General features: G+C 62.7%; 17 protein-coding genes. 4 read left to right on the forward strand and 13 right to left on the reverse strand.

Annotated features, from left to right (window positions below):
• Window positions 1-105: 105 nt before the first annotated feature.
• The 4 genes from OH686_RS11465 (at window position 106) to OH686_RS11480 (ending at window position 7625) form a co-directional block, all read left to right on the forward strand.
• Window positions 106-1437: a spinster family MFS transporter gene (locus OH686_RS11465; RefSeq protein WP_289538737.1), complete on the forward strand. Its 1332-nt coding sequence runs from the start codon at window positions 106-108 to the stop codon at window positions 1435-1437.
• A gap of 230 nt (window positions 1438-1667) precedes the next feature.
• The gene (locus OH686_RS11470; protein ID WP_289538740.1) at window positions 1668-3497 is read left to right on the forward strand and encodes a DUF1302 domain-containing protein; all 1830 of its coding nucleotides are present in this window, start codon (window positions 1668-1670) and stop codon (window positions 3495-3497) included.
• Window positions 3498-3522: 25 nt separating this feature from the next.
• Window positions 3523-4890, forward strand: a complete 1368-nt coding sequence (locus tag OH686_RS11475; protein WP_289532681.1) for a DUF1329 domain-containing protein — start codon at window positions 3523-3525, stop codon at window positions 4888-4890.
• A 140-nt stretch (window positions 4891-5030) separates the two neighbouring features.
• Window positions 5031-7625, forward strand: a complete 2595-nt coding sequence (locus OH686_RS11480; protein ID WP_289532683.1) for a LuxR C-terminal-related transcriptional regulator — start codon at window positions 5031-5033, stop codon at window positions 7623-7625.
• A 6-nt stretch (window positions 7626-7631) separates the two neighbouring features.
• On the opposite strand, the gene OH686_RS11485 is transcribed toward OH686_RS11480, so the two are convergent.
• The 13 genes from OH686_RS11485 to OH686_RS11545 all read right to left on the reverse strand — a co-directional run bounded on the left by OH686_RS11485 (window position 7632) and on the right by OH686_RS11545 (window position 24829).
• Window positions 7632-8399, reverse strand: coding sequence for a hypothetical protein (locus OH686_RS11485; protein ID WP_289532684.1), 768 nt, complete (start codon window positions 8397-8399; stop codon window positions 7632-7634).
• 266 nt (window positions 8400-8665) lie between these two features.
• On the reverse strand, window positions 8666-9193 hold the full coding sequence (locus OH686_RS11490) for a type II secretion system protein M (RefSeq protein ID WP_289532686.1): 528 nt from the start codon (window positions 9191-9193) through the stop codon (window positions 8666-8668).
• Window positions 9190-10257 (reverse strand): type II secretion system protein GspL, encoded by a 1068-nt coding sequence (gene gspL / locus OH686_RS11495; RefSeq protein ID WP_289532688.1) that lies wholly within the window; start codon window positions 10255-10257, stop codon window positions 9190-9192. The genes OH686_RS11490 and gspL overlap by 4 nt, the downstream gene beginning before the upstream one ends.
• A gap of 38 nt (window positions 10258-10295) precedes the next feature.
• The gene (gspK, locus tag OH686_RS11500; protein WP_289532690.1) at window positions 10296-11282 is read right to left on the reverse strand and encodes a type II secretion system minor pseudopilin GspK; all 987 of its coding nucleotides are present in this window, start codon (window positions 11280-11282) and stop codon (window positions 10296-10298) included.
• Window positions 11279-12052, reverse strand: coding sequence for a type II secretion system minor pseudopilin GspJ (gspJ, locus tag OH686_RS11505; RefSeq protein WP_289532692.1), 774 nt, complete (start codon window positions 12050-12052; stop codon window positions 11279-11281). The genes gspK and gspJ overlap by 4 nt, the downstream gene beginning before the upstream one ends.
• Entirely contained in the window at window positions 12049-12438 is a 390-nt protein-coding gene (gspI, locus tag OH686_RS11510; RefSeq protein ID WP_289538935.1) for a type II secretion system minor pseudopilin GspI, read from the reverse strand. Before gspI ends, gspJ begins: the two co-directional genes overlap by 4 nt.
• The gene (gene gspH, locus OH686_RS11515; protein ID WP_289532694.1) at window positions 12438-12992 is read right to left on the reverse strand and encodes a type II secretion system minor pseudopilin GspH; all 555 of its coding nucleotides are present in this window, start codon (window positions 12990-12992) and stop codon (window positions 12438-12440) included. Before gspH ends, gspI begins: the two co-directional genes overlap by 1 nt.
• A 6-nt stretch (window positions 12993-12998) precedes the next feature.
• The gene (gene gspG / locus OH686_RS11520) at window positions 12999-13424 is read right to left on the reverse strand and encodes a type II secretion system major pseudopilin GspG (protein WP_289532697.1); all 426 of its coding nucleotides are present in this window, start codon (window positions 13422-13424) and stop codon (window positions 12999-13001) included.
• 3 nt (window positions 13425-13427) lie between these two features.
• Window positions 13428-14645 (reverse strand): GspF family T2SS innner membrane protein variant XcpS, encoded by a 1218-nt coding sequence (gene xcpS / locus OH686_RS11525; RefSeq protein ID WP_289532699.1) that lies wholly within the window; start codon window positions 14643-14645, stop codon window positions 13428-13430.
• A 265-nt stretch (window positions 14646-14910) separates the two neighbouring features.
• A complete protein-coding gene (gene gspE / locus OH686_RS11530) occupies window positions 14911-16410 on the reverse strand; it encodes a type II secretion system ATPase GspE (protein WP_289532701.1) in 1500 nt (499 codons plus the stop codon).
• Between the two features lie 18 nt (window positions 16411-16428).
• Entirely contained in the window at window positions 16429-17457 is a 1029-nt protein-coding gene (locus OH686_RS11535) for a hypothetical protein (protein ID WP_289532703.1), read from the reverse strand.
• Window positions 17458-17460: 3 nt separating this feature from the next.
• Window positions 17461-18579, reverse strand: a complete 1119-nt coding sequence (locus tag OH686_RS11540; protein WP_289532705.1) for a hypothetical protein — start codon at window positions 18577-18579, stop codon at window positions 17461-17463.
• 1 nt (window position 18580) lies between these two features.
• Entirely contained in the window at window positions 18581-24829 is a 6249-nt protein-coding gene (locus tag OH686_RS11545; RefSeq protein WP_289532707.1) for a LamG-like jellyroll fold domain-containing protein, read from the reverse strand.
• Window positions 24830-24831 lie beyond the last annotated feature (2 nt).

Genomic DNA, 24831 nt, shown 5'->3' on the forward strand with positions numbered 1-24831 from the left:
TAACACCTTTGTGCGATATTAAGCCGCGCTTATACGGACCTAAGCTGAGTTCACACCCGTCACCCCCAACGCGTGCCAGGATGGCGCCGCGGAGAGCCTTGACCCATGTCCAATAACAACAACGGTTATCCCTCCAGCCTTTCTGCCTGGATCACCGTGACCATTCTGATGGTCGCCTACGTGCTGTCGTTCATCGACCGACAGATCCTCAACCTGCTGGTGGGCCCGATCCGCCGCGACCTAGTGATCAGCGACACGCAGATGAGCCTGCTGATGGGGCTGTCCTTCGCCCTGTTCTATACCGTCTGCGGCATCCCGCTCGGGCGCCTGGCCGACACCAAGAGCCGCCGCGGTCTGATCGCCATCGGCGTACTGTTCTGGAGCGCCGCCACCGCCGCCTGTGGCATGGCCAAGCTGTATTGGCAATTCCTCATCTGCCGGGTCGGTGTCGGCGTCGGCGAAGCGGCGCTGTCGCCGGCCGCCTATTCGCTGATCGCCGACAGCTTCCCACCCAATCGTCGCGCCACCGCCATGGCGGTATATGGCATGGGCGTATACCTGGGTTCGGGCATCGCCTTCCTGCTCGGCGGCCTGGTGATCCAGTTCGCCTCCGCCCAGGGTGACGTGCATCTACCCGTGCTCGGCGAAGTGCGGCCCTGGCAGCTGATCTTCCTGATTCTCGGCGCCGCCGGCGTGCTGTTCACCCTGCTGATGCTGGCCGTGCGCGAACCGGCCCGCCGCGGCGTGGGCGCCGGCGTGGCGGTACCGCTGGCCGACGTCGGCCGCTACATCCGTAGCAACCGCCGCACCGTGCTGTGCCACAACCTCGGCTTCGCCGGACTGGCCTTCGCCGGCTATGGCAGCGCCGCCTGGATTCCCACCTTCTACATCCGCACCTACGGCTGGGATGCCGGCCAGGTCGGCATCATCTACGGCTCCATCGTCGCCGTATTCGGCTGCCTCGGCATCGTCTTCGGCGGGCGCCTGGCGGACTGGCTGGCCAAGCACGGGCGCAGCGACGCCAACATGCGTGTCGGCCTGTATGCCGCCATCGGTGCGCTGCCCTTCGTCCTAGCCTTCCCGCTGATGGGCAGCGCGTTCTGGTCCTGCGTGCTGATGGCGCCGACGGTGTTCTTCCTCAGCATGCCGTTCGGCGTGGCGCCGGCGGCGATCCAGGAGATCATGCCCAACTCCATGCGCGGCCAGGCCTCGGCGCTGTACCTGTTCGTCATCACCCTGATCGGCCTGGGCCTCGGCCCGACCGCCGTGGCCCTGGTGACCGACTTCGTGTTCGCCGACGACAACGCCCTGCGCTATTCGCTGCTGATCGTCACCGGCATCGCCGTGAGCGCCTCCGTGCTGCTGCTGTGGCGCGGCCTGCACCCCTACCGCGAGAGCCTGCAGCGCCTGCAGCAGTGGTCGCTGAACCCGACCTGAAGCGCGATTCGCGATGCTTCCAAAGCCCCGCCTCGGCGGGGCTTTTTCATTGTCCATGGCGTTTCGCTGATGACCCTGCATTCAGCCCACTTCTGGGCAGCTCCAGAGGCCGCCGCAGAAGCCTGTTAATCCTTTCGAGCGACAGTGCAAATACGTCCTTGGTGCGCTTATGCGCCTGTCATCCGCTGGGTAGTGTGCGGCCAGTTGCACCCCCATTCACGGAGAGCCTCATGACAAAAACAACAAGGCCCGGAATCTTCCAGCCGCACACCCTCGCCCTGGCCGTCGCCCTCGGAACCATTGCTCCGGCGCATGCCGTCAACTTCAACATCGGGGAGATCGAAGGCCAACTCGACTCGTCCATCTCGGTCGGCGCCAGCTGGTCGATGCGTGGGGCGGATCCGGACTTCATCGGTGAAGCCAACGGCGGTACCGGCTTCACCCAGACCGGCGACGACGGTCGTCTGAACTTCAAGAAGGGCGAGACCTTCTCGAAGATCTTCAAGGGCATCCACGACCTCGAACTGAAATACGGCGACACCGGCGTATTCGTTCGCGGCAAGTACTGGTACGACTTCGAGCTGAAGGACGAGCAGCGCCTGTGGAAGGACATCGACGATTCCAACCGCAAGCAGGCCGCACAGTCCTCCGGCGCCGAGATCCTCGACGCCTTCGTCTACCACAACTACTCGATCGGCGAGCTGCCGGGCTCGGTGCGCGCGGGCAAGCAGGTGGTCAGCTGGGGTGAAAGCACCTTCATCGGCAACAGCATCAACTCGATCAACCCGATCGACGCCGCCGCCTTCCGCCGCCCAGGTGCGGAGATCAAGGAAGGTCTGATCCCGGTCAACATGTTCTACGTCTCGCAGAGCCTCACCGACCAGCTGTCGGCCGAAGCCTTCTACCAGATCGAGTGGGACCAGACGGTGGCCGACAACTGCGGCACCTTCTTCGCCAGCGCCGACGTGGTCGCCGACGGTTGCGACAACAACTACAACATCCTCGGCCCGAGCTCGATCGCCTCGATCCAGGGAGCCAAGGCCGGCGGCTTCGGCCCCGGCGCCCAGGCCGCGATGGCAGAGGTGAATGTCACCGACGAGGGCCTGATCGTGCCGCGCGGCGGTGATCGCGACGCCCGCGACAGCGGCCAGTTCGGCACCGCGCTGCGCTGGATGGGAGATGACGCGGAATACGCCGCCTACTTCCTCAACTACCACAGCCGCACGCCCAACCTGAGCATGCAGAACGCCAGTGCCGCGGACATCACCGCCGCCCTGACCACCCTCGGCGGCGCCCTGGCACAGCCGATCCTGCTCGGCCGTGGCAGCTACTTCCTCGAATACCCCGAAGACATCCGCCTGTATGGTCTGAGCTTCTCCACCTCGCTGCCCACCGGCACCGCCTGGTCCGGCGAACTCAGCTACCGGCCGAACATGCCGCTGCAGATCAACACCACCGACATGACCGGCAAGCTGGCCACCAGCGTCTCCGGCGGTCTGGCGGAAGGCGGCTTCGCCGGCGCCCTGGCCCAGGCCAACGCCATCAGCCGCGGCTACAACCGCAAGGAAGTGACTCAGGCGCAGACCACCCTGACCCACTTCTTCGATCAGGTCATGGGCGCCGATCGCCTGACCCTGGTAGGTGAAGTAGGCGTTACCCGCATCGGCGGCCTGGAGCGTCAGAGCGAAGTGCGTTATGGCCGTGACTCGATCTACGGCTCGCCCTATGGCACCGCCGCGTCCAACCTGGCTTCCGCCGAGGAGTACGGCTACCACGGCTTCTACACCAGCACCTCCTGGGGCTATCGCGCCCGTGCGGTGTGGGACTACAGCAACGTGTTCGCCGGCATCAACCTCAAGCCGAACGTCTCCTGGTCGCACGATGTGGACGGCTACGGCCCGGTGTTCAACGAGGGTGCCAAGGCGGTCAGCGTCGGCCTCGATGCCGAGTACCGCAACACCTACACCGCCAGCCTGTCCTACACCGACTTCTTCGGTGGCGACTACAACCCGATCGAAGACCGCGACTTCCTCGCGTTCAGCGTCGGCGTGAACTTCTAATTCGGCTCCACAGAGAATCAGTCCCATGAAAACAACAAGACAACTGATCAGCGCCCTCACCCTCTCCCTGCTGGCCGGCAGCGTGCTCGCTGCCGTGTCGCCGGAAGAGGCCGCCAAGCTCGGTGACAGTCTCACTCCGGTGGGTGCGGAGAAATCCGGCAACGCCGACGGCAGCATCCCGGCCTGGACCGGCGGCCTGGCCAAGGATGCCGCGGCCGTGCTGCCCGGCGGCTTCCTCGGCGACCCGTTCGCCAACGAACAGCCGCTGTTCACCATCACCGCGCAGAATCTGGACCAGTACAAGGACAAGCTGGCCGAAGGCCAGATCGCCATGTTCAAGCGCTACCCCGAGACCTACAAGATGGTGGTCTACCCCAGCCACCGCAGCTCGGCGATGCCCGCGCAGATCTACGAAGCCGCCAAGAAGAGCGCAACCAACACCAGCCTGATCGAGGGTGGCAACGGCCTGGCAGGCTTCGCCGACAGCCGCTACTACGCCTTCCCAATCCCGCAGAACGGCCTGGAAGTGGTGTGGAACCACATCACCCGTTACCGCGGCGGCAACCTGCGTCGCAGTACCGTGCAGGCCGCCCCGCAAACCAATGGCGACTACACCCTGGTGCACTTCGAGGACGAAGTGGCGTTCCCCAGCCAGACCAAGGGCCTGGATCCGAAGAAGGCCGAGAACGCCCTGCTGTTCTTCAAGCAGCGCGTGACCGCGCCGTCGCGCCTGGCCGGTAACGTGCTGCTGGTGCACGACTCGCTGGACCAGATCGCCGAACCGCGCATGGCCTGGCTGTACAACGCCGGTCAGCGCCGCGTGCGCCGTGCACCGCAGGTGGCCTATGACGGCCCGGGTACCGCCGCCGACGGCATGCGTACCTCGGACAACTTCGACATGTACAACGGCGCCCCCAACCGCTACGACTGGAAGCTGGTGGGCAAGCGCGAGCTGTACATCCCCTACAACAGCTACAAGCTGCAGTCGCCGGACGTGAAGTACGACGACATCATCCAGGCTGGCCACACCAACCAGGATCTGGCGCGCTATGAGCTGCACCGCGTATGGGAAGTCGAGGCGACTCTGAAGTCCGGCGAGCGCAACATCTACGCCAAGCGCCGCTTCTTCGTCGACGAGGACTCCTGGCAGATCGCCGTGTCCGAGCACTATGACGGCCGCGGCCAGCTGTGGCGTGTCGGCCAGGCCATGCTGGTCCAGCAGTTCGAACAGCAGGTCCCGGTGTACGCCTTCGAGGCCCTGTACGACATCATCGCCGGCCGCTACATCGCCGTTGGCATGGCCAACGAAGAGAAAGTCGCCGTGCAGTACGGCATCCAGGCCTCGGCGGTGGACTTCACCCCGGCGGCTCTGCGCAACGCCGGCGTCCGCTGAGTTCCATCGCAACGCTGCTCCAACTTGAGGCGACCCCAGTGGTCGCCTTTTTTGTCTGCACGGCCAACTAAGCGGCGCGATTGGGTAACATCGACCCCATCCCGACGCCCACAATCACAACAAAAGCCGAGGCCACGACCATGCAAGACAAGGTTCGCGCCCTGCATCCGGCCGCCATTTCGCGTCAACCGGAGCATCCCCTACCGCGCCTACCGGCGGCCCATATCGCCCGCCCGCGCCTGACCCAGGCATTGCTCGCCGGCGACTGCCGGCTGACCCTGGTCTGCGCCCCCGCCGGTTTCGGCAAGAGCGTGCTGCTCAACGAATGCGCGCGCCAGGCGCCCCACGGCACCCAAGTGGTCTGGCTCGACCTGCTCGGCCATCCGCACAGCCCCGCCGAACTGCTCGCGCGCCTGGCCGCCGCCCTGCACCTGTCCCACGGCGACGGCGAGCCCTGCGCCGAGCTGGGCCTGCTGCTCGGCCGCGTCGAACAACCGCTGTGGATCATTCTCGACGACTACCCAAGACAACCCTGCGCCGAACTCGACGCCTGCCTCGATCGCCTGCTGGAACGCGCCCCGCACACCCTGCGCTGGTGGATCGGCGGGCGCCGCCGGCCGGCCTGGAACCTGCCTCGCCTACTATTGCAGGGCGACCTGCAGGAGGTCGACGCGCACGCCCTGGCCCTCGACCAGGACGAACTCGGCCGTCTGCTGCAACAGCGCCAGCAGACCCTGCCCGACGAACTGACCGCCCAGTTGCTGCACCACAGCGAAGGCTGGCCGGCCGGTGTCTGCCTGCTGCTGATCGGTGGTCACGCCGACAACCTCGGCCAGCGCCTGGCCGCCGGCACGCCGCTGCTGCTGGAATACCTCGAGCGCGAGGTGCTGGCCACGCTGCCACCGCCGCTGCAGCACGCGCTGTTCGTGCTGGCGCACATGCCGCGCTTCTCCGCCGCGCTGTGCGAACACCTGCTGGAAGAACACGGCGGCGCCCAGGTGCTGGAGCAGCTGCGCCAGCGCCAGCTGTTCCTCCACGGCCTGGATAGCTGCGGCGAATGGTTCCGCCTGTGGCGCCCGCTGGCCGCCATGCTCAAGCGCATGCCCGGTGGACAGACGCCGCTGCAGGCCCATGTACGCGCCTGCCAGTGGTTCGCCGCCCGCGACGCCGTGCGCGAGGCGGTGGAGCACGCCCTGTGGGCTGCGCAGCCGGACGTGGCGGCCAACTACCTGCAACGCTATGGCCAGGACCAGCTGCTGATCGGCCAGAGCGTCGCCCAGTTCCTGCACTGGCGCGACGGCCTGCCGCCGACGCTGTTCAACAGCACGCCACGCCTGATCATGCTGCAGGCCTGGGCCCTGATCATCTGCGCCCGCCTGGACGAAGTGGACGCCTGCGTCGCCGAGCTGACCCGCTTCCTGCCGCAGCCCGATGCCCGCCGCCAGCAGCAGCTGATCGCCCAGTACCAGGCGGTGCTCGGCGTGCTGCAGCGCCAGCGCGGCCAGGCCAGCGCCCGCCAGCACTGCCTGGAGGCCCTGGAGGTACTGCACGAGTCGGCCTGGTCGCAGCACATCCTGTGCAACCAGGCCCTGGCCCAGCAGGCCATGGCCGAGCTCGACCTGACCAGCGCCCAGCACTACAGCCACGAAGGCCTGCGCCTGGCGCGCCTGCGCGGCAGCGTGCTGTTCGAGTCGCTGCTCAGCGTCGACCATATTCACCTGCTGGCCATGCTCGGCGAGCGCGAACGCGCGCTGGAGCAGACCGGACAATGCCTGCAGCTGCTGCAGGGCGCCGACCAGCGCGGTCCGGTGCTGGCCAGGCTGTTGCTGCTGCGCGGCACCCTGCTGGCCGGGCGCGGCGACAGCGACGCCGCCCAGGCAATGCTGCAACAGGGCATCCAGGAGGCCGAGAGCTGCGAGGACGCCTACCTGCTGTTCGGCTATCTCGGCCTGGCCGAGCTGGCCGGGGCCCAGGGCGATACCGAGAGCGCCCAGCACCTGCTGCGCCGCGCCGAGCGGCAGATGCAGCTGTCCCACGTGCCGGAGGTGCGCTATCGGGAGATGCTGCAGCTGGCCCATGGCTGCCTGTGGTTGCGCCAGGGCGAGGCCGAAAAGGCCCGCGACGCCTTCCTGCGCGTGTGCCAGCGCCTGCAGAGCGAGCGCCTGCTGGCCCCTTCCGGTTTCTACGACCTGCTGCCACGGGCGCGCCTGTACCTGGCCCAGGCCGAACTGGCCCTGGGCGAGACGGCGACGGCACTGAGCGACCTGCAGGAGCTGCACGACGACTGCCGGCGCAGCGGCCACCACAGCCTGGCTACCCATGCCCGCCTGAGCCAGGCCGAGGCCCTGCACCTCAGCGGCCGCGCCGCCGAGGCCGAGGCACTCCTGCGCATCGCGGTCGGCGAGGCCGAACGCCAGCAGCAACTGCTGCCGCTGCTGAGCCTGCAGCAACGCCAGGCGGAGTGGCTGGCGGGCAACCCGGCCTGGCCGCAACAGCTGCTGCAGGGCGCCGATGGCGGTAGCGCAGAGCTGCCCAGCGAGTCGCTGCTGAGCAAACGCGAGCTGGCGGTACTCGGGTTGATCGCCCAGGGCCACTCCAATCAGCAGATCGCCGAGCAGCTGTACATCTCTCTGCACACGGTGAAGACCCACGCACGACGGATCAACGTCAAGCTCGGCGTACAGCGCCGCACCCAGGCCGTGGCGCGGGCCAAGGCGGAGGGCTGGCTGGGCTGAGCGCCGCTAGCGCGCCTCGGTGACGCCGGCCAGCTGCACCAGGCGCTCGCTCATCCCGCGCGCGTGGCGGCCGACCATCAGTGGCGCCAGCGGGCGCCCCGATCGGCCCAGGCGCGCACGGCCGGCGCGGTCGAAGTCGCCGAGGGCCATGCGCAGGTACCGCCAGTCGGCGCTCGCCCGCCGGCCCTGGTCCGGAGCGCTGGCCGCCATCAGTGGCAGCAGCTGCGCCATGGCCGTATCCAGTTCTGCCAACAGCTGTTGCTCACCCTGGCTGACATAGGAGCCGTCCGCCCCCGGGGTGACCTCGAAGTAGCCCAGGTAGGCCTGGGCGGCGTACTGGGTAGCGAGCAGCTCCAGCTTGATCGCGCTCGGCAGCGGAGCATCGTTTTGATCACCGTCCAGGCCATCGGCCGCTCGCAGCAGATCGACCAAGGCGCGACTGAGCTGCTCCGGATAGCGCCAGGGCAAATCGTCCTCGGACGACCCATAGCTCAGGCCCTCCTCCAGGCTGGCCAGCAAGCGCGCATAGGGTTGCTGCAATGACTGGCTCTGCGCGGGATCGATAGCGGCGAAGCTGGCCCGCAGCTGCTCGGTATCGCGCCGCAGCATCTGCAGATGCTCGGGCTGCAGCCCCTCGCCACGCAGACTGAGAAAGCTGCCGACACTGCGGCAGGCATGAAGCTGCAACAGCTCCAGCTGGACATCGCCCTGCGCCTGCAGCGGCAAGCTCAAGAACAGGGCGCAACCGATCAACAACAGGCGAAGTGCACGCATGCCGGTTCTCTTTATTGAGGGGGAAGCGACGCCACCGCGACACGCAGCGACCCGCCGATTCTATGGCCAAGCCCCCCAGCCGGCTGACTTCCGATCTCTCATGGCCATGCACTGTGGTAATGGCGGATCGACCGCTCAGAAGACACTCGAACCCAGTGGGGACGGCGCCCCCAGCCACAGCAGGACATACAGTGCGACAAGCGCGCAGCTAAACAGCACCAGGACAATATTCACGTAGTACATGCGACTCCCTTCTGCATGACATCCTAGGCACCCTCGATAGCCATGGTCAGCCGGGCGTCTACCTTGCCGACGCCGCTTCGCTCCAGGCTGACCTCCCTGAGTGCCACTCCTTTTCCTTCCAGCTCCGCCAGCCAGCGCAAGAGGCTCTCGAAAGACGCCTGCGCCAACGCAATCAGCAACCGGCCGCTGCCTTCGTTATCCAGACGCTCCAGTACCAGTCCATGCTTCTGTGCCGTACTGGTGATCACACCCTGCAGTTGCTCCGGGCTGAGCTCCGGTCGAGCGTTCCGGGCGGACCGGCTTACCGTTGGAGCGTGCTTCTGCAGGTAGGCCAGAAACTCGCGTTCCTGCAGGTAGCGGGTACTCGCCGAGTCGAGCTTGCGATCGATGGGCAACCAGATGAAGGCGTAGAACAGCACCAGAGCGAAGAAGACACCGAGCACCATCAGCGCCAGGCGGTCCCTCGGTGGCAATTGCCGCCAGTGCTGCCAGGCGCCGGACTGGGTCACTCTGCTGGCGATCTCGCTCTTCCACTGCAGCAACGCGTTCATTGCGCGCCCCCCAGAATGACCCGGGCGCTCACGCCATCTTCCTCACGATTGGCCGAGCCGAGCTGAACCGCCAGGCCAGAATCCACCAGGCGCTGGCGCAGCTTTTCCACCTCGGCAAAATCGCCAGCCTTGACCTGCAACGCAAGGTCGCCGCGGTTCTGGCTGTAATCGATCTGCGCCACCGAGATCGAGCCCTTGTCCTTGGCCATGGCCGCAGAGGCTGTTTCCATCAGGCTGATAAAGCCGCCGCTCGACTGCGAACCGGCCTTGAGATGCTCGGCGAACTGGGCTTTCAGATTGATGATGCGCCGGTCCTCGGGAAACAGCTTCTTGTAGAGCTCCATGCTGGACTGGGCAAAGTGATCGGCCTGCCTTTCGTAGTACAGGGCCTGGAACAGGTTGAAGCTCAGGTGCAGGAACAGCCCGATGCCAAGCAGAATGGCCGCCGGGCGCCAGATGGCCCACGCCTGGTTATCGGTGCGCCGGGCAAACTCGCCCTGGGCCAGGTCGGTTGCATCAGCCCGCCCCGCCGCCAGCAATTGGTAGGGCGCACTTGACTCCAGTAGCGTCCATTGTGGCTCCATGCCCTGCATCTCGGCCCACTGCTCGGCGGCGAACGCCATGCGCAACTCGCAATTGCCACCCAGCAGGCCGCGCTCTCCCAGCAGCAGCGCCTGGCCACCCGCATCCAGCGGCAGCATATCGGCGTCCACGTGGACGGCAGCCACCTCCAGATCGAGCTCACGCATGCGCGCCAACCATCCCGCCAACAGCCCACGGCGGACAGCCACCACGCGGTAGCGCTGATCGGATTGTTGTTTGCCCAGCGCCAGATGGAACAGCTCGACATCCTCGGCCAGCATCTCCTCGACGGCGAAGGGCAGCGCCTGGCGTACCCAGCGATCCTTGGCGGTGGGCAGCTCCACCAGGAACGCGCTCACCGCCTCGACGGGCAACACCAGGACGATGGCGCGGCCTTGCAGCTGGTCTGCACATTCGGCCAGACCGAGCCGCAGGCACTCGCCATCCTCGCGAAGCCAGTGCACCTGGCAATCGTCGGCCATTTCGCCACCACACTCAGGGCCTAGAAACAGGCAGTCCGTCATCGCTCATCCCGCTCGTTCGCTTCAGCCAACATCACACGCTCGTAGCCTGGTTGCCCGATGCTACGACGCAATACCCACACTCCACCCTTGCCGTCACGCTGCAGGGTGCTGGAAAGAACTTCGCGGCGCTCATCCAGGCGCACCTCGCTGCGCACCAGGAAATAGCTGCTGCCGACCGCCAGCCCGGCCTCCCGCACGCCCGTGCCGGCAAGCGCCGGCTGATCGAGAAAAGACCTGACATCCCGATAGCCCTCCTTTCCGCGTGCGCCCATCAACGCCGTGGCAGCCGCCGGGTCGAGCGTGTCCGCCAGGCTCGACAGCACCAGGGCGCTGGCCGTGTTCACATTCAAAGGAACCTTGGCCGGCAGTGCCGCAATGTACGGGCGCAGGCGCCGATAGTCATTCTCGCTCATCCCCAGCAGCAGACGCACTTCCGAGGCGTCCTGCATCTCGTGGCCGGCAGTCCGGTACGGCGGTTGTGCCAGCAGATACTGGTTGTCCTCCGCGCCGTACTCACCGGTAGGCTCCTGGTCCTTGTCCAGCCAGTCCACCAGGCGCTCCGCATAAGGCGTCTCGATCTCCAGACGCAGCAGCAGACGGCGGAACCTGTCCACGGCCTGCTTGTTGACCTTGTCGTCCTGCACCAGGCTGTTGACGTTAAAGCGCCCGGCCAGATCCTCGATACGCACGCCGATCTCGCCCTGGTCGATGGGGAACGCCGGCAGCGGCTTGGCCCAGGCCTCCAGCGGATGATCCACGGGCTTCAGCGGGTCGCTGCCCGGCTCCTTCAGATCTCGCGCCAGCACCGCCAGCCCCAGCGCCTCGCCGCCCAGGGCGTACTGTTTCGCCTGCTGGCTGGCAAGCTGGTTGCCACTGGAGCGGATTGCCAGCTGCTGACGGGCGATCAGACCCGCACAAATGACCGTGACGATGGCCACCACCAGCATGACGGTTACCAGGGCCACGCCCTGCTGCCGCGTCACACCTTCACCTCTTGCACGGGCGCAGGAGCAGGGGCCGGACTCGGACTCGGACTCGGACTCGGACTCGGACTCGGACTCGGACTCGGACTCGGCTCAGAGGATGGGGGTGGAGTCTCGGGTTGCGCCTGTGGTTTTTCTTCCACCACCGGCTCGGGCAGGCGATACAGGCGGGTCAGCTCGCCGTAGCGCTCATGTTCCAGTTTCAGCTCGACCGCCATCGGCAGACGCAGGCGGTTTTCCTCCGGGGTCCGCTCGCCGGTGGCCGGCGGCCATTGCCCCTGCCACTCCCCACGCTCGTCCATGTAGCGGAACTCGAGCGTCCGCACCCCAGTCAGCAAGGTCTGTACCCGGGGCTGGCTATCCACCGCCTGGTCCAGCACCGTCCAGTAGACCCGCTCCAGGGTCTTGTCCGACAACCGCCAGCGCACCCGTTGCAGCTGGGCGCGCGCCAGCCCCATGGGGTTGAGCCAGCCATTGCGGGTCAGCTCGATGGCTGCCGATCCGTCTATCGCGCCCAGTTCACCGAGCAGAGCCGCACGCTCGTCGCCATAGGGGTCACGTACGCTACGCACCGCGGCCTGGGCCAGATCGCGGTCGAGCGCGGCAAAGGCCCGGGTCAGTTCGCGCAGTGATTGTTCACTGGCCCGCGTCGCCTCGTCCGTACGTAGCACGCTGTCCAGCATGCGGTAGGTGCCCAGCCCCAGCAGGGCGAAGATGGAAATGGCAATCACCACTTCCAGCAGGGTGAAGCCACGTTGCCCGCCGCTCACTTGCGCACCGCCAGGAACCCGGTCACCACTCGCAGAGAGCGCTCGCGCACCGGCTCGGCCCCACCACGCTCGGGCTTGAGCGCCACCCAGACGGAGAGCCGGCGAATGCCCTTGTCACTGGTGGCCTCGATCTCGCTGTAGGTTTCCCAGCTGCGCCCACCGAAGTCCAGCACCTTGCTCTCGCGCCCCTCGCCCGGCGTGGGCCGCTTAAGCTGCAGCTCGGTGATGCGATTCTCGGCGATCCAGCCGGCCATGCTCTTGAGCTGGAGCTGCTCGGCGATCTGCAGGCTGCGCTGGCTCGCCGCGAGTACTGAGCCCGCCACCACGGCGAAGATCGCCAGGGCCACCAGTACCTCCAGCAGGGTGAAACCACGTCGCGAACGAATCACAGGCTCTGCCCCGCCAGTTCGGCGCGCGGCAGCTGGTAGCCGTCGCTGCTCAGCAGATAGGCGCCGCCACCGGACTTGCGCTCCTCCAGCCGCAGGCGGAACGGTGACAGCTCGCCACTGGAGAGAATCAGCAGCTGGGGAATCGGCTTCTCCTTGTCCTCCTCGTCATCCCCGCCCAGGCCAGGCAGGTCTTCCGCTACGCTCGGTTCCGGCAGCTGCAGCGCCTCGCCATCCAGTTCCAGCAGCAACCTCGACCAGACCGGCAACTTGTACAGCTGCCGATCTTCCATCTCGTTCCAATCTCCCGAGGCGTGGTCGTAGATCAGCACCCCATAACCTTCGGCATCCACCAGCAATCCATACTCCTGGCCATCCAGCACCGCCTCGTCGGACAGCAGGGTAATCAGGCCGGCCAGGCGCTCGGCCTCGTCGCGCAGCTCGCGACTATGGCTGGAGCTGCCCGCGGAGAGCACGGTCAGGCTGACCAGCGTGCCGATGATCACCAGCACCACCAGCAGCTCGATCAGCGTGAAGCCCCGCGCAGCTCGCATCGGAAATCAGAGGTCCCAGTTACCGATATCGGCATTGGTGCCGTCGCCGCCTTCCTGGCCATCGGCGCCGAGGGAGTACAGATCGATCCTGCTGCGGGTGCCCGGCGACAGGTACAGGTACGCGTTGCCCCACGGGTCCACCGGCAGCCGCTTCAGGTAGCCCTCGGTGTTCCAGTTCTTCGCCGGTGGGTTGCCGGTGGGCTTTTTCACCAGGGCTTCCAGGCCCTGCTGGGTGCTCGGGTAGTTCTGGTTGTCCAGCTTGTACATGTCCAGCGCCGCACCGATGGCGCGGATGTCGTTCTGCGCCGCGGTAACCTTGGCCTGGTCCGGACGGCCCATCACCTGCGGCACCACCAGGGCGGCGAGGATGCCGAGGATGACCACCACCACCATGATCTCGATCAGGGTGAAACCGCGTTGTTGCTTGTTCATCAATCAACCCACCAGTTGGTTCAGAGAAAGAATCGGCAGGAGGATGGCCAGCACGATCACCAGCACCACCGCTCCCATAAACACCAGCATGAACGGCTCGAACAATCCCACCAGCAGGCCGATGGTGGCCGCCAGGTCGTTCTCCTGGTTGCGCGCGGTGCGCGCCAGCATCTGGTCCAGCTCGCCCGAGCGTTCGCCGCTGGCGATCATGTGCAGCATCATCGGCGGGAACTGCCGGCTGGCCTCCAGGGCCCGCGACAGGCTGCCGCCTTCACGCACGCGCTGGGTGGCGTTGGCCACGTCGGTGCGGATGATGCGGTTGCTCACCACTTCGGCGCCGATGGCCAGGGCCTCCACCAGCGGCACGCCGCTGCGCACCAGGATGGCCAGGGTCGAGGCGAAGCGTGCCGTCTCGGTAGCCGCGATCAGTCCGCCGATCAGCGGCAGACGCAGCAGGAAGGCATGCCAGCGCCGGCGCAGGTCGTCGTTGCGCAGGGCACGGCGGAAGGCGATCACGCCGAGCACCGCGAGCACGATGACCAGCGCGCCCCAGGCCTTGACCAGTTCGCTGAGCAGGATCAGGCCGCGGGTCAGCGCCGGCAGGGTCTGCCCGGAGTCGACGAACACCCGCACCACGTCCGGCACCACGTAGCCGAGCAGGAAGCCGACGATACCCAGCGAGGCCAGCATCAGGATCACCGGGTAGAGCAGCGCCATCTGGATCTTCTGCCGCGACTGCTGGCGTTGCTCGGTGTAGTCGGCCAGCTGCTCCAGCACCGGCGCCAGGTGCCCGGCATGCTCGCCGGCCGAGACGGTGGCGCGGTACAGCTCGGGGAAGGCGGCGGGAAATGAACCGAGGGCATTGGCCAGGCTGTGGCCTTCAAGCACCTTGGCGCGCACGGCGATCAGCATCGACTGGATGCGTGGCTGGCGCGACTGGGCCGCGGCGGCGCGCAGCGCTTCCTCGATCGGCAGCGCGGCGCCGATGAGGGTCGCCAGCTGGCGGGTGACCAGGGCTAGGTCGCGGGCCGACAGGCCGCGGCGCAGGCTGAAGCCACCCGAGGTCTCGCTGTGCTCCTTGCGGTGCGCCGGCTCCACCTGCAGCGGCGCCAGCTGTTTCTCGCGCAGCAGCTGGCGTACCTGGCGCGCGCTGTCGGCTTCCAGTACGCCTTTCTGCTGGCGGCCCTTGGTGTCGAGGGCGACGTATTCGAAGGCGGCCATTAGGGTCTGCTGATGTTTTTTCGCGAGCCGCGTTGCAGCGTCAAAAGACGCCAGGCTAGGCGCGGGACGCAGGTAATGGTGCCCCCCTTGCCAAGTCCCGCAACGCCGCACGGCGTCTTTTGGCGCGCAACCCGCAAGGACGGGCCGTTTTTTGCGCGGCGCGTCGTTACTCGTCGTTCATTTGGAATCACCAAACTTCTCTCCTCGCGCCTAGCTCCGCGCAAAAAACGGCGCCGTCGCGGCCGTGAAAAAACATCAGCAGACCCTAATCTTCTCGAGTCACGCGCAGGACTTCTTCCAGGGTGGTCACCCCTTCCAGCACCTTGCGCCGACCGTCGTCGCGGATGCTCGGACCGAGGCTGCGGGCGTGGCGCAACAGTTCCTGCTCGCCGACGCCGTTGTGCACCAGGGTGCGCATCTTGTCGTCGAAGATCACCAGTTCGTAGATGCCGGTCCGGCCGCGGTAGCCCTGCTGGTGGCACTCGGGGCACCCCTTGGCGTGGTAGATCTGCGGCTGGCTGTGTGGATCGAGGCCGAGCAGGCCGCATTCGGCCTCGTCGGCCGGGCGCGCCTCGCGACAATGCGGGCAGAGCACACGCACCAGGCGCTGGGCCAACACGCCGAGCAGCGACGAGGACAGCAGGAACGGCTCGACGCCCATGTCGACCAGGCGGGTGACAGCGCCGACGGCGCTGTTGGTGTGCAGGGTGGAGAGCACCAGGTGACCGGTGAGCGAGGCCTGCACCGCGATATCGGCGGTCTCCTGGTCGCGGATCTCACCGACCATCACCACGTCCGGGTCCTGGCGCAGGATGGCGCGCAGGCCGCGAGCGAAGGTCATGTCCACCCGCGGGTTGACCTGGGTCTGGCCGATGCCTTCCAGGTAATACTCGATCGGGTCTTCCACCGTGAGGATATTGCGCGAGCGGTCATTGAGGGTGACCAGGCCGGCGTACAGCGTAGTGGTCTTGCCCGAGCCGGTGGGGCCGGTGACCAGGATGATGCCATGGGGCTTGCGCAGGTTGTCGTCGAGCAGGCGGCGGTCGCGCTCGCTCATGCCCAGGTGCTGCAGCGACAGGCGCCCGGCCTGTTTGTCGAGCAGACGCAGTACCACGCGCTCGCCGTTGGCCGACGGCAGGGTCGACACGCGGATATCCACTTCGCGACCACCGACCTTGAGCGAGATACGGCCGTCCTGCGGCACGCGCTTCTCGGCGATGTCCAGGCGCGCCATGACCTTGACCCGCGAGACCAGCAATGCCGCCAGCTCGCGGCGCGGCTCGATCACTTCGCGCAGGATGCCGTCGACGCGAAAGCGCACGACCAGGCGTTTCTCGAAGGTTTCCAGGTGGATGTCGGAGGCGCCGGCCTTGATCGCCTCGCTGAGGATGGCGTTGATCAGGCGGATGATCGGCGCGTCGTCTTCCTGCTCGAGCAGGTCGCCGGATTCGGGAGTGAGTTCGGCCAGGCTGGCCAGGTCGAGTTCGGCGCCGAGGCCCTCGGCCATCTGCCGTACCTCGGAGGAGTCGCGCTGGTAGGCCAGGGTCAGTTCCTGTTCGAAGGCTTCCGGCTCCAGCCAGTGCAGCGGCAGTACGCGACCGGCGAAGCGCTGGGCCTCCTGCACGGCCGCCAGGCTGGCACCCCGGCGCACCTGCAGTTGCGCCTGGCCAAAGGGCTCGCGCAGCAGCACACCGTGGCGTTTGGCGAAGGCGAATGGCAATAGAGCGATGGGCGTTGCTGAGTCAGTGGTAGCGAGGAGGCTCATGGTAGATAGCGGGATTTATCACTCAGGTGTAAATGAAATCAGCACTGCGACTAATGGCACCATCGTCAGTAGAGATATGCCAATAACTAGGCACTGGCGCCACACACCGTGAAGCCGTCCATCAATCTCCATCGCCTGTTTAATCCGTCGCCCTTGCAACAGCTGGCCGCCTATTCCTAGGAAAAATGCCGGCAATAGCGGATAGAACTTATCGTAAGGACTACTAGGGGCACCCATAAACCAGAAGACATTAAGCGGAAGTAGTACCAATGCGGCCAACCAAGTAAAGCGCATAGCATTGGTCATGCCCAGATGCTTATAGTTGCTGGCCAATGCATATACCCCGGCCAGCAGAGTACCAAAGAGGGTCATGAAGGCTATCTGGCCGGGAGAATAAAAGACTCTCCCCGCTGGCTTATTTAACTCTGCCAAAACAATAGGGGGCGCGTCAGCATCAGAGCCATAGCGCTCCTGCAAGTAGCGCAAATAGGGCACCTCAAGCTGCAGCGCATCCTTTATTCTGCCTTCGGATATACCCCACACCACGGGAGAAACCGACTCGTCTTCTTCGCCGTAATAGATTTGATAGCAAAGCTCGACAAATGCCTCGAGTCTGTATTTGTCGTTGGGGTCGTAGGCTCCCACCAGCAACACGCCACGTTTCGGGGTACAAGCCAATAAGTCGGGAGCATTGAGCAGGGCATGTGCCTCTTGCAGGCGCTCAGGAAGCAGTAGGCACTCAGCAGCATTGAAGTCGCCTGCCAGCATCATTATCCGGCTGCTATCTGCCATTGGCTCCCAATCAATCCGGCTTAGACGCTGACGCAAGGATGCCAGCGCCGCCTGGTGGATGGCATCTTGCTGCTGGGCATTGGTCTCACTGGCAGGAAGAAACTCCACTGTATCGCCCTGATCGATGACATATACCACCACTGGGGCTTGCGCAGGCGCTACATGTGTATTCAAAGGGGCGATGAGCAGGCCGTGCTCGCCAGCCTGCTCAACCCAAGTAGCCGCCTTCAGCAGCGGGGTAACAACGGTAGACATCCCTTAGCTCGGACGATGCGGGGATGAATAGGGCTTCTTCCAGGTGAAGCATTGAACGTCCCCGGCAGGCTGGTGGTAGACCACCCAGTTATCGCTCACATCAATAGTGTTTGCGATGGTGCCAGCCGACGCCTGCCATACTTCTTCACCGGTGTATTTGTCCCAGGCGCGCGGGCGGCGCTCCTCTAGGCCAAATACTAGGTCACCGTCAGTATTGGCGGCATACATTTCTCGACTACTTTTACGACCCCACAACACTGCCCCATCAACCGTTGACAAACACAGCACATAACCCGCACCGTTAGTATTGCTAAGCACTAACGTATCCATTGATGCGCTGATGTACTGGGGAAAGGCAGCATTTTTGTATTTCAACCCGGCCAGCAGCGATTGCATGAAAGCAGAGTTGAAGTAGGCGAACTCACCAACAATGCTGAAGTTTGTCAAGTCAATAATCAACACATGGTTGCCTGCCAGCACATGAAGCTGGTTGCCACACCTAGACACTGAGGCCTCGGGCTCGTCGTTGGCAAACTCATAGTGCACCAGCGGAACTTCAAGCTTTATCGCCTTTTCACGGAGCGAGTACACACAGAAGGTCGGCGTGGAAAGCCTCACGCCGAATATAAGCCCATCGGCGGACGGCAGGAAATATTGAATGTCGATATCGGCATGATCGACTAGGTTGCCGTTTTGCACGATATCTAGACCTCGGGTGTAGTTGTTCCAACCAAATGCACGGTGAATACATTTACCGTCAAAGGCGAAACGACCGTCGACCGCCCAGTCCGGATTGGCTCGACCTTCATATTCGCTATAGCACGCCACCCATTGGCTTACGTCGATCAGCTCAGGCGTTTCCCCATACACGTAGAGAAGATCGCCCTGCAGGAAGATCGGTCGCCACCGTGGCTGTGCCGATCGAACCAGCCGCTCCGGCACATCTTCTTCAACCCCATCGTATTGGTTTAGATCGAAGTCTTTGAAAAAACGCTTACCGCTACCATCTTTCGAGCTGTACAGCACGTAGAGCCGATCATTGCCCAGCGCCGCTGAAACAACGCCATTGAATTTCTGCACCAAACGAAAGGTCGCTTTCTTTGCCGGTATACCTGCGCCCATGTCATATGCCCTTGGTTGTCAACGGATCAATGACCTCAGTCAGGATTTTGAAACTGATATCTTTCTTGCAGTCAAACCCCGAATCAGGAAAAGGTTTTATCGCATCCTCGCAGGCCTTCTGCACCCACTTCTTGCGAGCATCCACCTTGGCGGGCGTATTGAACGCATCGCCCATCCACTGGTAATGCAACTGTGGCTTCTTATTGCCTATCCACTTACCCGTATCCTTATTGAATTGGGCAAAAATATTACTAGCGAAATGTTTCTGCGTCTGCTCCATGATTTTGGATTGCGTATAACTGGAAGTGTAGTTCTTCACCTCCACAAACAGTTTCCCGCCTTGGGCAGTGACTCCAGTGGATGAGACATCAACCAACACCCCTTCGATATCCACACCCTGCACGTTGGTCGCTAGAGGCGTGTCGACGTTATCACCAACCTTCAGCGAATCAGGATCAATATCTAGGACAGTACCATCCTCACGGGTAATCTTCGGATTGGCCTTCAGGTCCTTGAAGGTTCTGGCCTCACCATAGATGCCACGAATGTTGCCCTGATTCTTCGCCGCCAACTGATTGAACGCCTTGACCAGGTTCTCTTCCGGTAGATATTTCATTGCATCGAACAATGAGTCAAAGGCAGTGGAACCATTAACAACTTTGTTCATATTATCGAAACGAAATCTACCCATGGCCGTGATGCTTGGATCTTCCATATTCTTGATAAAGGCCAGAATACTGTCGCCACGACCTTTACCAACAAATTCGGCGATATTGTCTAGAGTACCCGCCGAGAGCGCCAGACCACCTACCTGAGAGCCATCTATTCGCGTGGCTATGTTGACGATATCGGCCAGTTGTTTCTGCTGCGCGGCGTCTAGGCCACGCATTAAGTCCGTGACCTTGTCCTGCAACGGAACACCGCAAAGTGCCGCTGCGTTGGCATTGCTGATGGCCAGACTTAGCGGTGTCAAGCGCGCATAGAGTAAGTCGCTCGGTCGATCTAGGGCAGCAACCGAGCAAGGCAGATTGCGTAGCTTGCGCAAGTTGAGGAAAGCGACAAAGCCTGCCGGACTCTGGCCGATGGACTTGAGTAGATTCCAAGTGGCAGCCGAACCGTTCTTGATCAGATCGACAAAAATATCCTTGAAATCTACTAGCTGTTTCATCGCAGCCTCGGCACCGCCCTTGCTGCCCAGAATCTTGGCCACCAAGTCGAATGCCCAGCGAGCGGCAGTGCCGCCGATCTTGAGGATCTGCCCAGGCTCTTTGATGAAGATTTCTTTGAGAGTGGACTTGAGTACCTTGAGTGCCCCTTTCACCGAAATCATGGCAGCAATCGAACCCGGCGCTCCGGTACCGCCGGAGCCGACACTCACGGCGATGGTGACGACAGTAAGCGTTACACCGATCCCCGCGAATGCCAGTTCGATCTTGTCCACTTCGTCGAATCGACCATTGATCCACAAGTAAGTAGCTTTGGTGAGCTGATAGAGGTCCGAGATGCTGGTCATTTCAAACAGAAACTCGGTTGCGGTCTTGATTGCCTCCCACGCCGGTTTGCCGGCCTTTTTGAGCATGTCGATGGCTTCGGCCATGGCCTGACCATCCACCACAGCAACTCCACCTTCCTGACTACCTGCAAGGGGAACACCCGCCGCCTGGGCTTGCTCGAATGTATTGCCTAACCAAGTGAAACGGCTGATGGCGTTGCGATACCGCAGCTCCCTGCCACCGGTATGGGCCGTAGCGGCAACCGGATCGGTATATATGGTAAAGCCAACACGGGCGCCCAGATTGTTGAGCTTGGCCGTGCCTCCCGAGATGGATACCCGCGCCTTCCCATCCTGATCGAAAGTGATCTCTTTTTCCGTAACCCCATCGATCAGTACCAGCGAGCCACGAGAGCCGTTCAGCTGCCCAATCTTTACTTCGTTGATATTGCCTCGGAACCCTTCGCCGATAATCAGGTTGCTAGCGAAGCCGGTGTTGTTGGGTAGTCCCGGTGCAGCAACCCCAACACGCTCGCCGTCCACTCCCACAGTTAATATGCCGTTCTTCAGCTGTAGACCCGCCAAATACCATGAGCCCGATACCACCGGTATTGATGACGTTGCAGTGAAGTCACCTTGCTCGGTCGAAACGCGAGCTTGCAAGAAAGTGCCCCCGTCGCCAGCCACCAAGCGCAACTCATAGCCATTCGAGGCGTTGCTGCCCTTGCGCAGGATCACAGCATCGCCTTGAGCGCCATCCGCCTTGAAGCGCACATTGACGAAGTAGTCGGAGTTGAAGTCCAGCGTGTCGTTGTCGGCCACCCGCAGGTGCCCGCCCTCGAACTTCATGCTGCTGCCGGGTTTGACGTAGGAATCGCTCTGGTCCCATGTCACCTCGCCTACTGACTTGGCTTCTAACCCGCCCAAAGTATCGAGTACCACCTTGTTACCATTGGCATCCACATCGAAGCCGGACATCGGGAACAAAGCGATAGGCGCCTGGTTGGGGGTGAAGAAGCCACCGGCGCTTATGGTGACAGTAGTGTTCGGCTTGCCGTACACCGTGGCATTGGTAGATTGCACCACTGCCTCGCTTACCGACCCTTGCAAAGTCTCAACGTCGTAGGCCGCCGCCGCTCCTGAAGCAATCGAGGCATATTCCAGTTGCATGGCGCCTTCTGGATCTACCGGCGTGATGGTGTATCTCACATCCTTGGTAACACCGCCGATATTGACCGATATATGACCATCGGCCGACATTTCATCATCAATACGGAATTGAGCTTGCACCACCGTGCCTTCTACAAGCTCCGGCCCTGATATTGCTCCCCCGGAGTTGCTCCAAATGGCATCGACAGCCGACTGCGGCGCCTGATTCAAGGTTGCAGTCACGGTCCCAACGGAGCCCGGCGTAAGAGTATTGGCGGAGATGGACAGGGTGTAGTCCAGCGCTTTTTTCTCGATGGTGACCTTCGACTCCACATCATCGGCCGTTAGGGTAATGTCAGTGGGCAAGGTTTCCAGGCCTGCTCGATATACTGCCTTCGCCGTGCCATCGCTACCTACTACTAGGTCCGACCTCTCCAAGTCACCGCTATAGGTGATATCCCAGCTGACCGGGGTCCCTTCTTGGACAGGGTTGTTGTACTGATCCACAACCTTGGCGGTAACCAGAGTCTTGTCGACTCCCGAACTTAGCAGTTCGGTCGACTCACTAGTGACCTTCACGCTGGTTGGCACCCCTGCCACCACCATCATCGGCTCAAACTTCAGCTCCGATCCAACTTGTACGCGATCGTCCTCGGATTCGATGATCTTTGCTGTGACGATGTGACTCTTGCCGGACTTTGTCGAGGCAGTCAGACGGTTATTGAATATTCCGTACTTGGACTCGGTGACGGTGCTCTGCAACTGACCACCATCAGTTACGCTCCACGCGACCTTCACGCTTCTGAGATCCTCTTCGTCGGTGCTCACCGGCAAATAGGAAACCAACTCCACATCGCGGTCATCCACACTGATGTATTTCTGAGGTGATTGCCCCATCAGATCGGAGTTGAAGCCAAACTCCCACAGAATATTTCCAGCATCGTTATTGGCATACAGCCTCACACTGAGGAAGTCCTCAGCCGACAGGCTGGCCAGTTGAGCAATATTTTCGAACTGAATGTTTTGCGATTCACCCACTGTCGCTTTTATTTCTTCAGCACCAAAAGCCAGAACAATCTCCCGCTCTGTCTGATAGCTCCAAGCCTCCAGCGTGCCAAATGACGACTTGATCAGGTCATAGATAACACTGACGTACTTATCGGCGCCTCGGACCTGTGGTTCTTTTTCGTTAATAATGTTGGTAGCCTGACCCTCGGCATCGATAGTGCGTATTTCTTTTACACTCAACTCATACAAGCTGAATTGCAGCTCCGGCCGATACTGCCAGGCATACATCGGCTCCGGTTTCTTCAGATCCAACTCCGGGTTTTCCTTGACTGCCTTGCGGTATGCCTGCCGTGCCAATTCGCTAGCCTCTTCATCATGCAAAGGCACCATGACCGGCACAAACTTGGAGGGGCGATATTGGAGAATTCCGCTACCGCCGCCAGAGGAGAAATCAGGATTCCGGTTAGTCGGCTGACCTGCTACTTGTAGATACAAGTGTTGTTTGGCCAACACCTTCTCTGGCAGTTGAATTACTTGGACATGCTGGCCGGGCTTGATCTCGAATTGGGAAAGATTATTAGCGCCGACCGGAGCAAGCTGATTGGCCGCAACAATCTTCGCCAAGCGTCCGGTATAGCCATAATCGGCCAGCTCCTCGGGCAACGGAGTTCCGTCGACGTCGAGCCAATCGGTATAGATGGCGATACTGATGTCGCTGCCGAGACCCGCACCTTCGTTGCCGATCAGCTGTTTCTTCTCCTCGCCCTTAGTCATCCCCTGTTCGATCTTGTTCTTGCGCTCTGCCCAAACCTTGAGATTGGGCGGGCTCATCTCGATCTGCTGGCCGGTGAACCCCATATACCCACCGCTAACATCGGCGGACTCAAGCTGGTAACGCAGGCTGCCCATGTAACCAGTGGGGCGGTTGATAGCGATGATGCGCACCATCTCGCCCGGCTTCAGGTGGTTGGCATTGCGCTTCTGGAACTCTTCCTTGAAGCCACCGGCACTCTGCCACTTGGTGAACTCCTTCCCACCCTGGTCGATTCCCCACAAGCTGAATATGCCCTCCTTCTCACCACGCAGATGAATGGTGAAACGGAAACTGCCCGTTTCGGAATCCACACCGGAGTAGTTCTTGTAGAGCTCCGACTCGTGAAGGCCCCTACGCTCGGCGACCAGTTGGCCGTTGGACTCGCGGAATACATAGATATCGGTATCACGCAGGTCTTCCTGGCTGATGGTTTCGAGCAGGGCTCGATCCTGGAAGTCCGGCGAAGTATCGATCAGGCGGGTGAAGTCGGGGCCGGTTTCTTCGGTATTGGCCGGCACGGAATCGTAGCGGCTGGATAGATAGATGCCCTGAAGCTGCGCCTCTTCCAGACTGGTCCTGACGAAGACCTCACGCTCCTCACCATCGATCTCCTTCTTGACCTTCTTGCCGGGCACCGCCCAGTCCGGTTTCTCATCGCCGTCGAAGTCGTACTTTTCCTGCAGACGATGGTCACGCTCTCCGGTTTCGGAGCTGTACTCGGTTTTGCCGCCAAGCTTCGCGCCGCGGAGAGTGGCGGCGCCATCGATGACCATCAGGTCCAGCGGGAAGTCGAGATTGGGCTCAGCCGGCATGGCCATACTCAGCTTGATACCCATCAGCAGCCAGCTGTATACCTCGAAGCCGGTGCAGAAATCCCAGTCCGGGCGGACTATGTAATAGGGCAGGTAGGATTTGCCGCGTGGGTTGAAGCGCTTGTAGTAGAGCTCCAGATAGGCGTCGGTCTTATATTCGATGGAGAAGCCCGGACATGGAGGCAACATATAGGGCATTACATAGCGACCATCCTGGCCCGTTAGAGCCCCGCCTTCATGCCATAACCGTATAGGTACCCCAGCAAGCGGGCCGTAGATCTGCGACTGACGATCACGCCCCAGGTTCTCGTTGACCTTGCCATCCTTGCCATGAAAACCGACCCGATAGCCGATGGTGTTAGGCGTCTGATGGAGGATGTCACCCTGCTCGGACAGCAGCAGCGACTGGCTACTGCTGCTGGGCTGCACGTCGGACTTGATGGGTAGCTCGAGGAGCAGCAGCTCCTTGCCATCGGTAGAGAAGAGCTGCTCATCGGCGCGGACCAGCACGGTCAGCGAGCTCATGGAAATCGAAGGCTTCTTGATGGTCTCGCCGGTCACCGTCTTGAACGTCTTGCCTCGATACTCCGAGGCCTTCATGACCTGGCTGTCGGGGTAGCGCTGACGGGCATCGCTGAGGCGTTGCAGATAGGCACGATAGGTGCCCGCCGGCATGACCTTGGCACGCTCCAGCGGGCCGGTCGCCTCGCCGATCTCAGCAGCCTCCTTGCCGCTGGTATTGAACTCCACGTAAACGGGTCGACCGTTCGGCCCGGGAACGATCGCCCGGGTATAGGCTGCGCCGATCTTGAGATAGGTCTGCGGGATGTACACCCCGGGGATGCTCAGCAGGCCGAAGGCATGAGCCGTTCCGCACCAGGCCGGCAGCAGCAGGAGCAATGCGGCCAGCAGGCCCCTGCCAACAGAGGCGCCTTTGAGGAGTCGAGTGGAGTACTGCATCACCGGCTTGTCCATTT

The sequence above is a fragment of the Pseudomonas sp. SO81 genome, from assembly GCF_030374125.1.
GTDB lineage: Bacteria > Pseudomonadota > Gammaproteobacteria > Pseudomonadales > Pseudomonadaceae > Aquipseudomonas.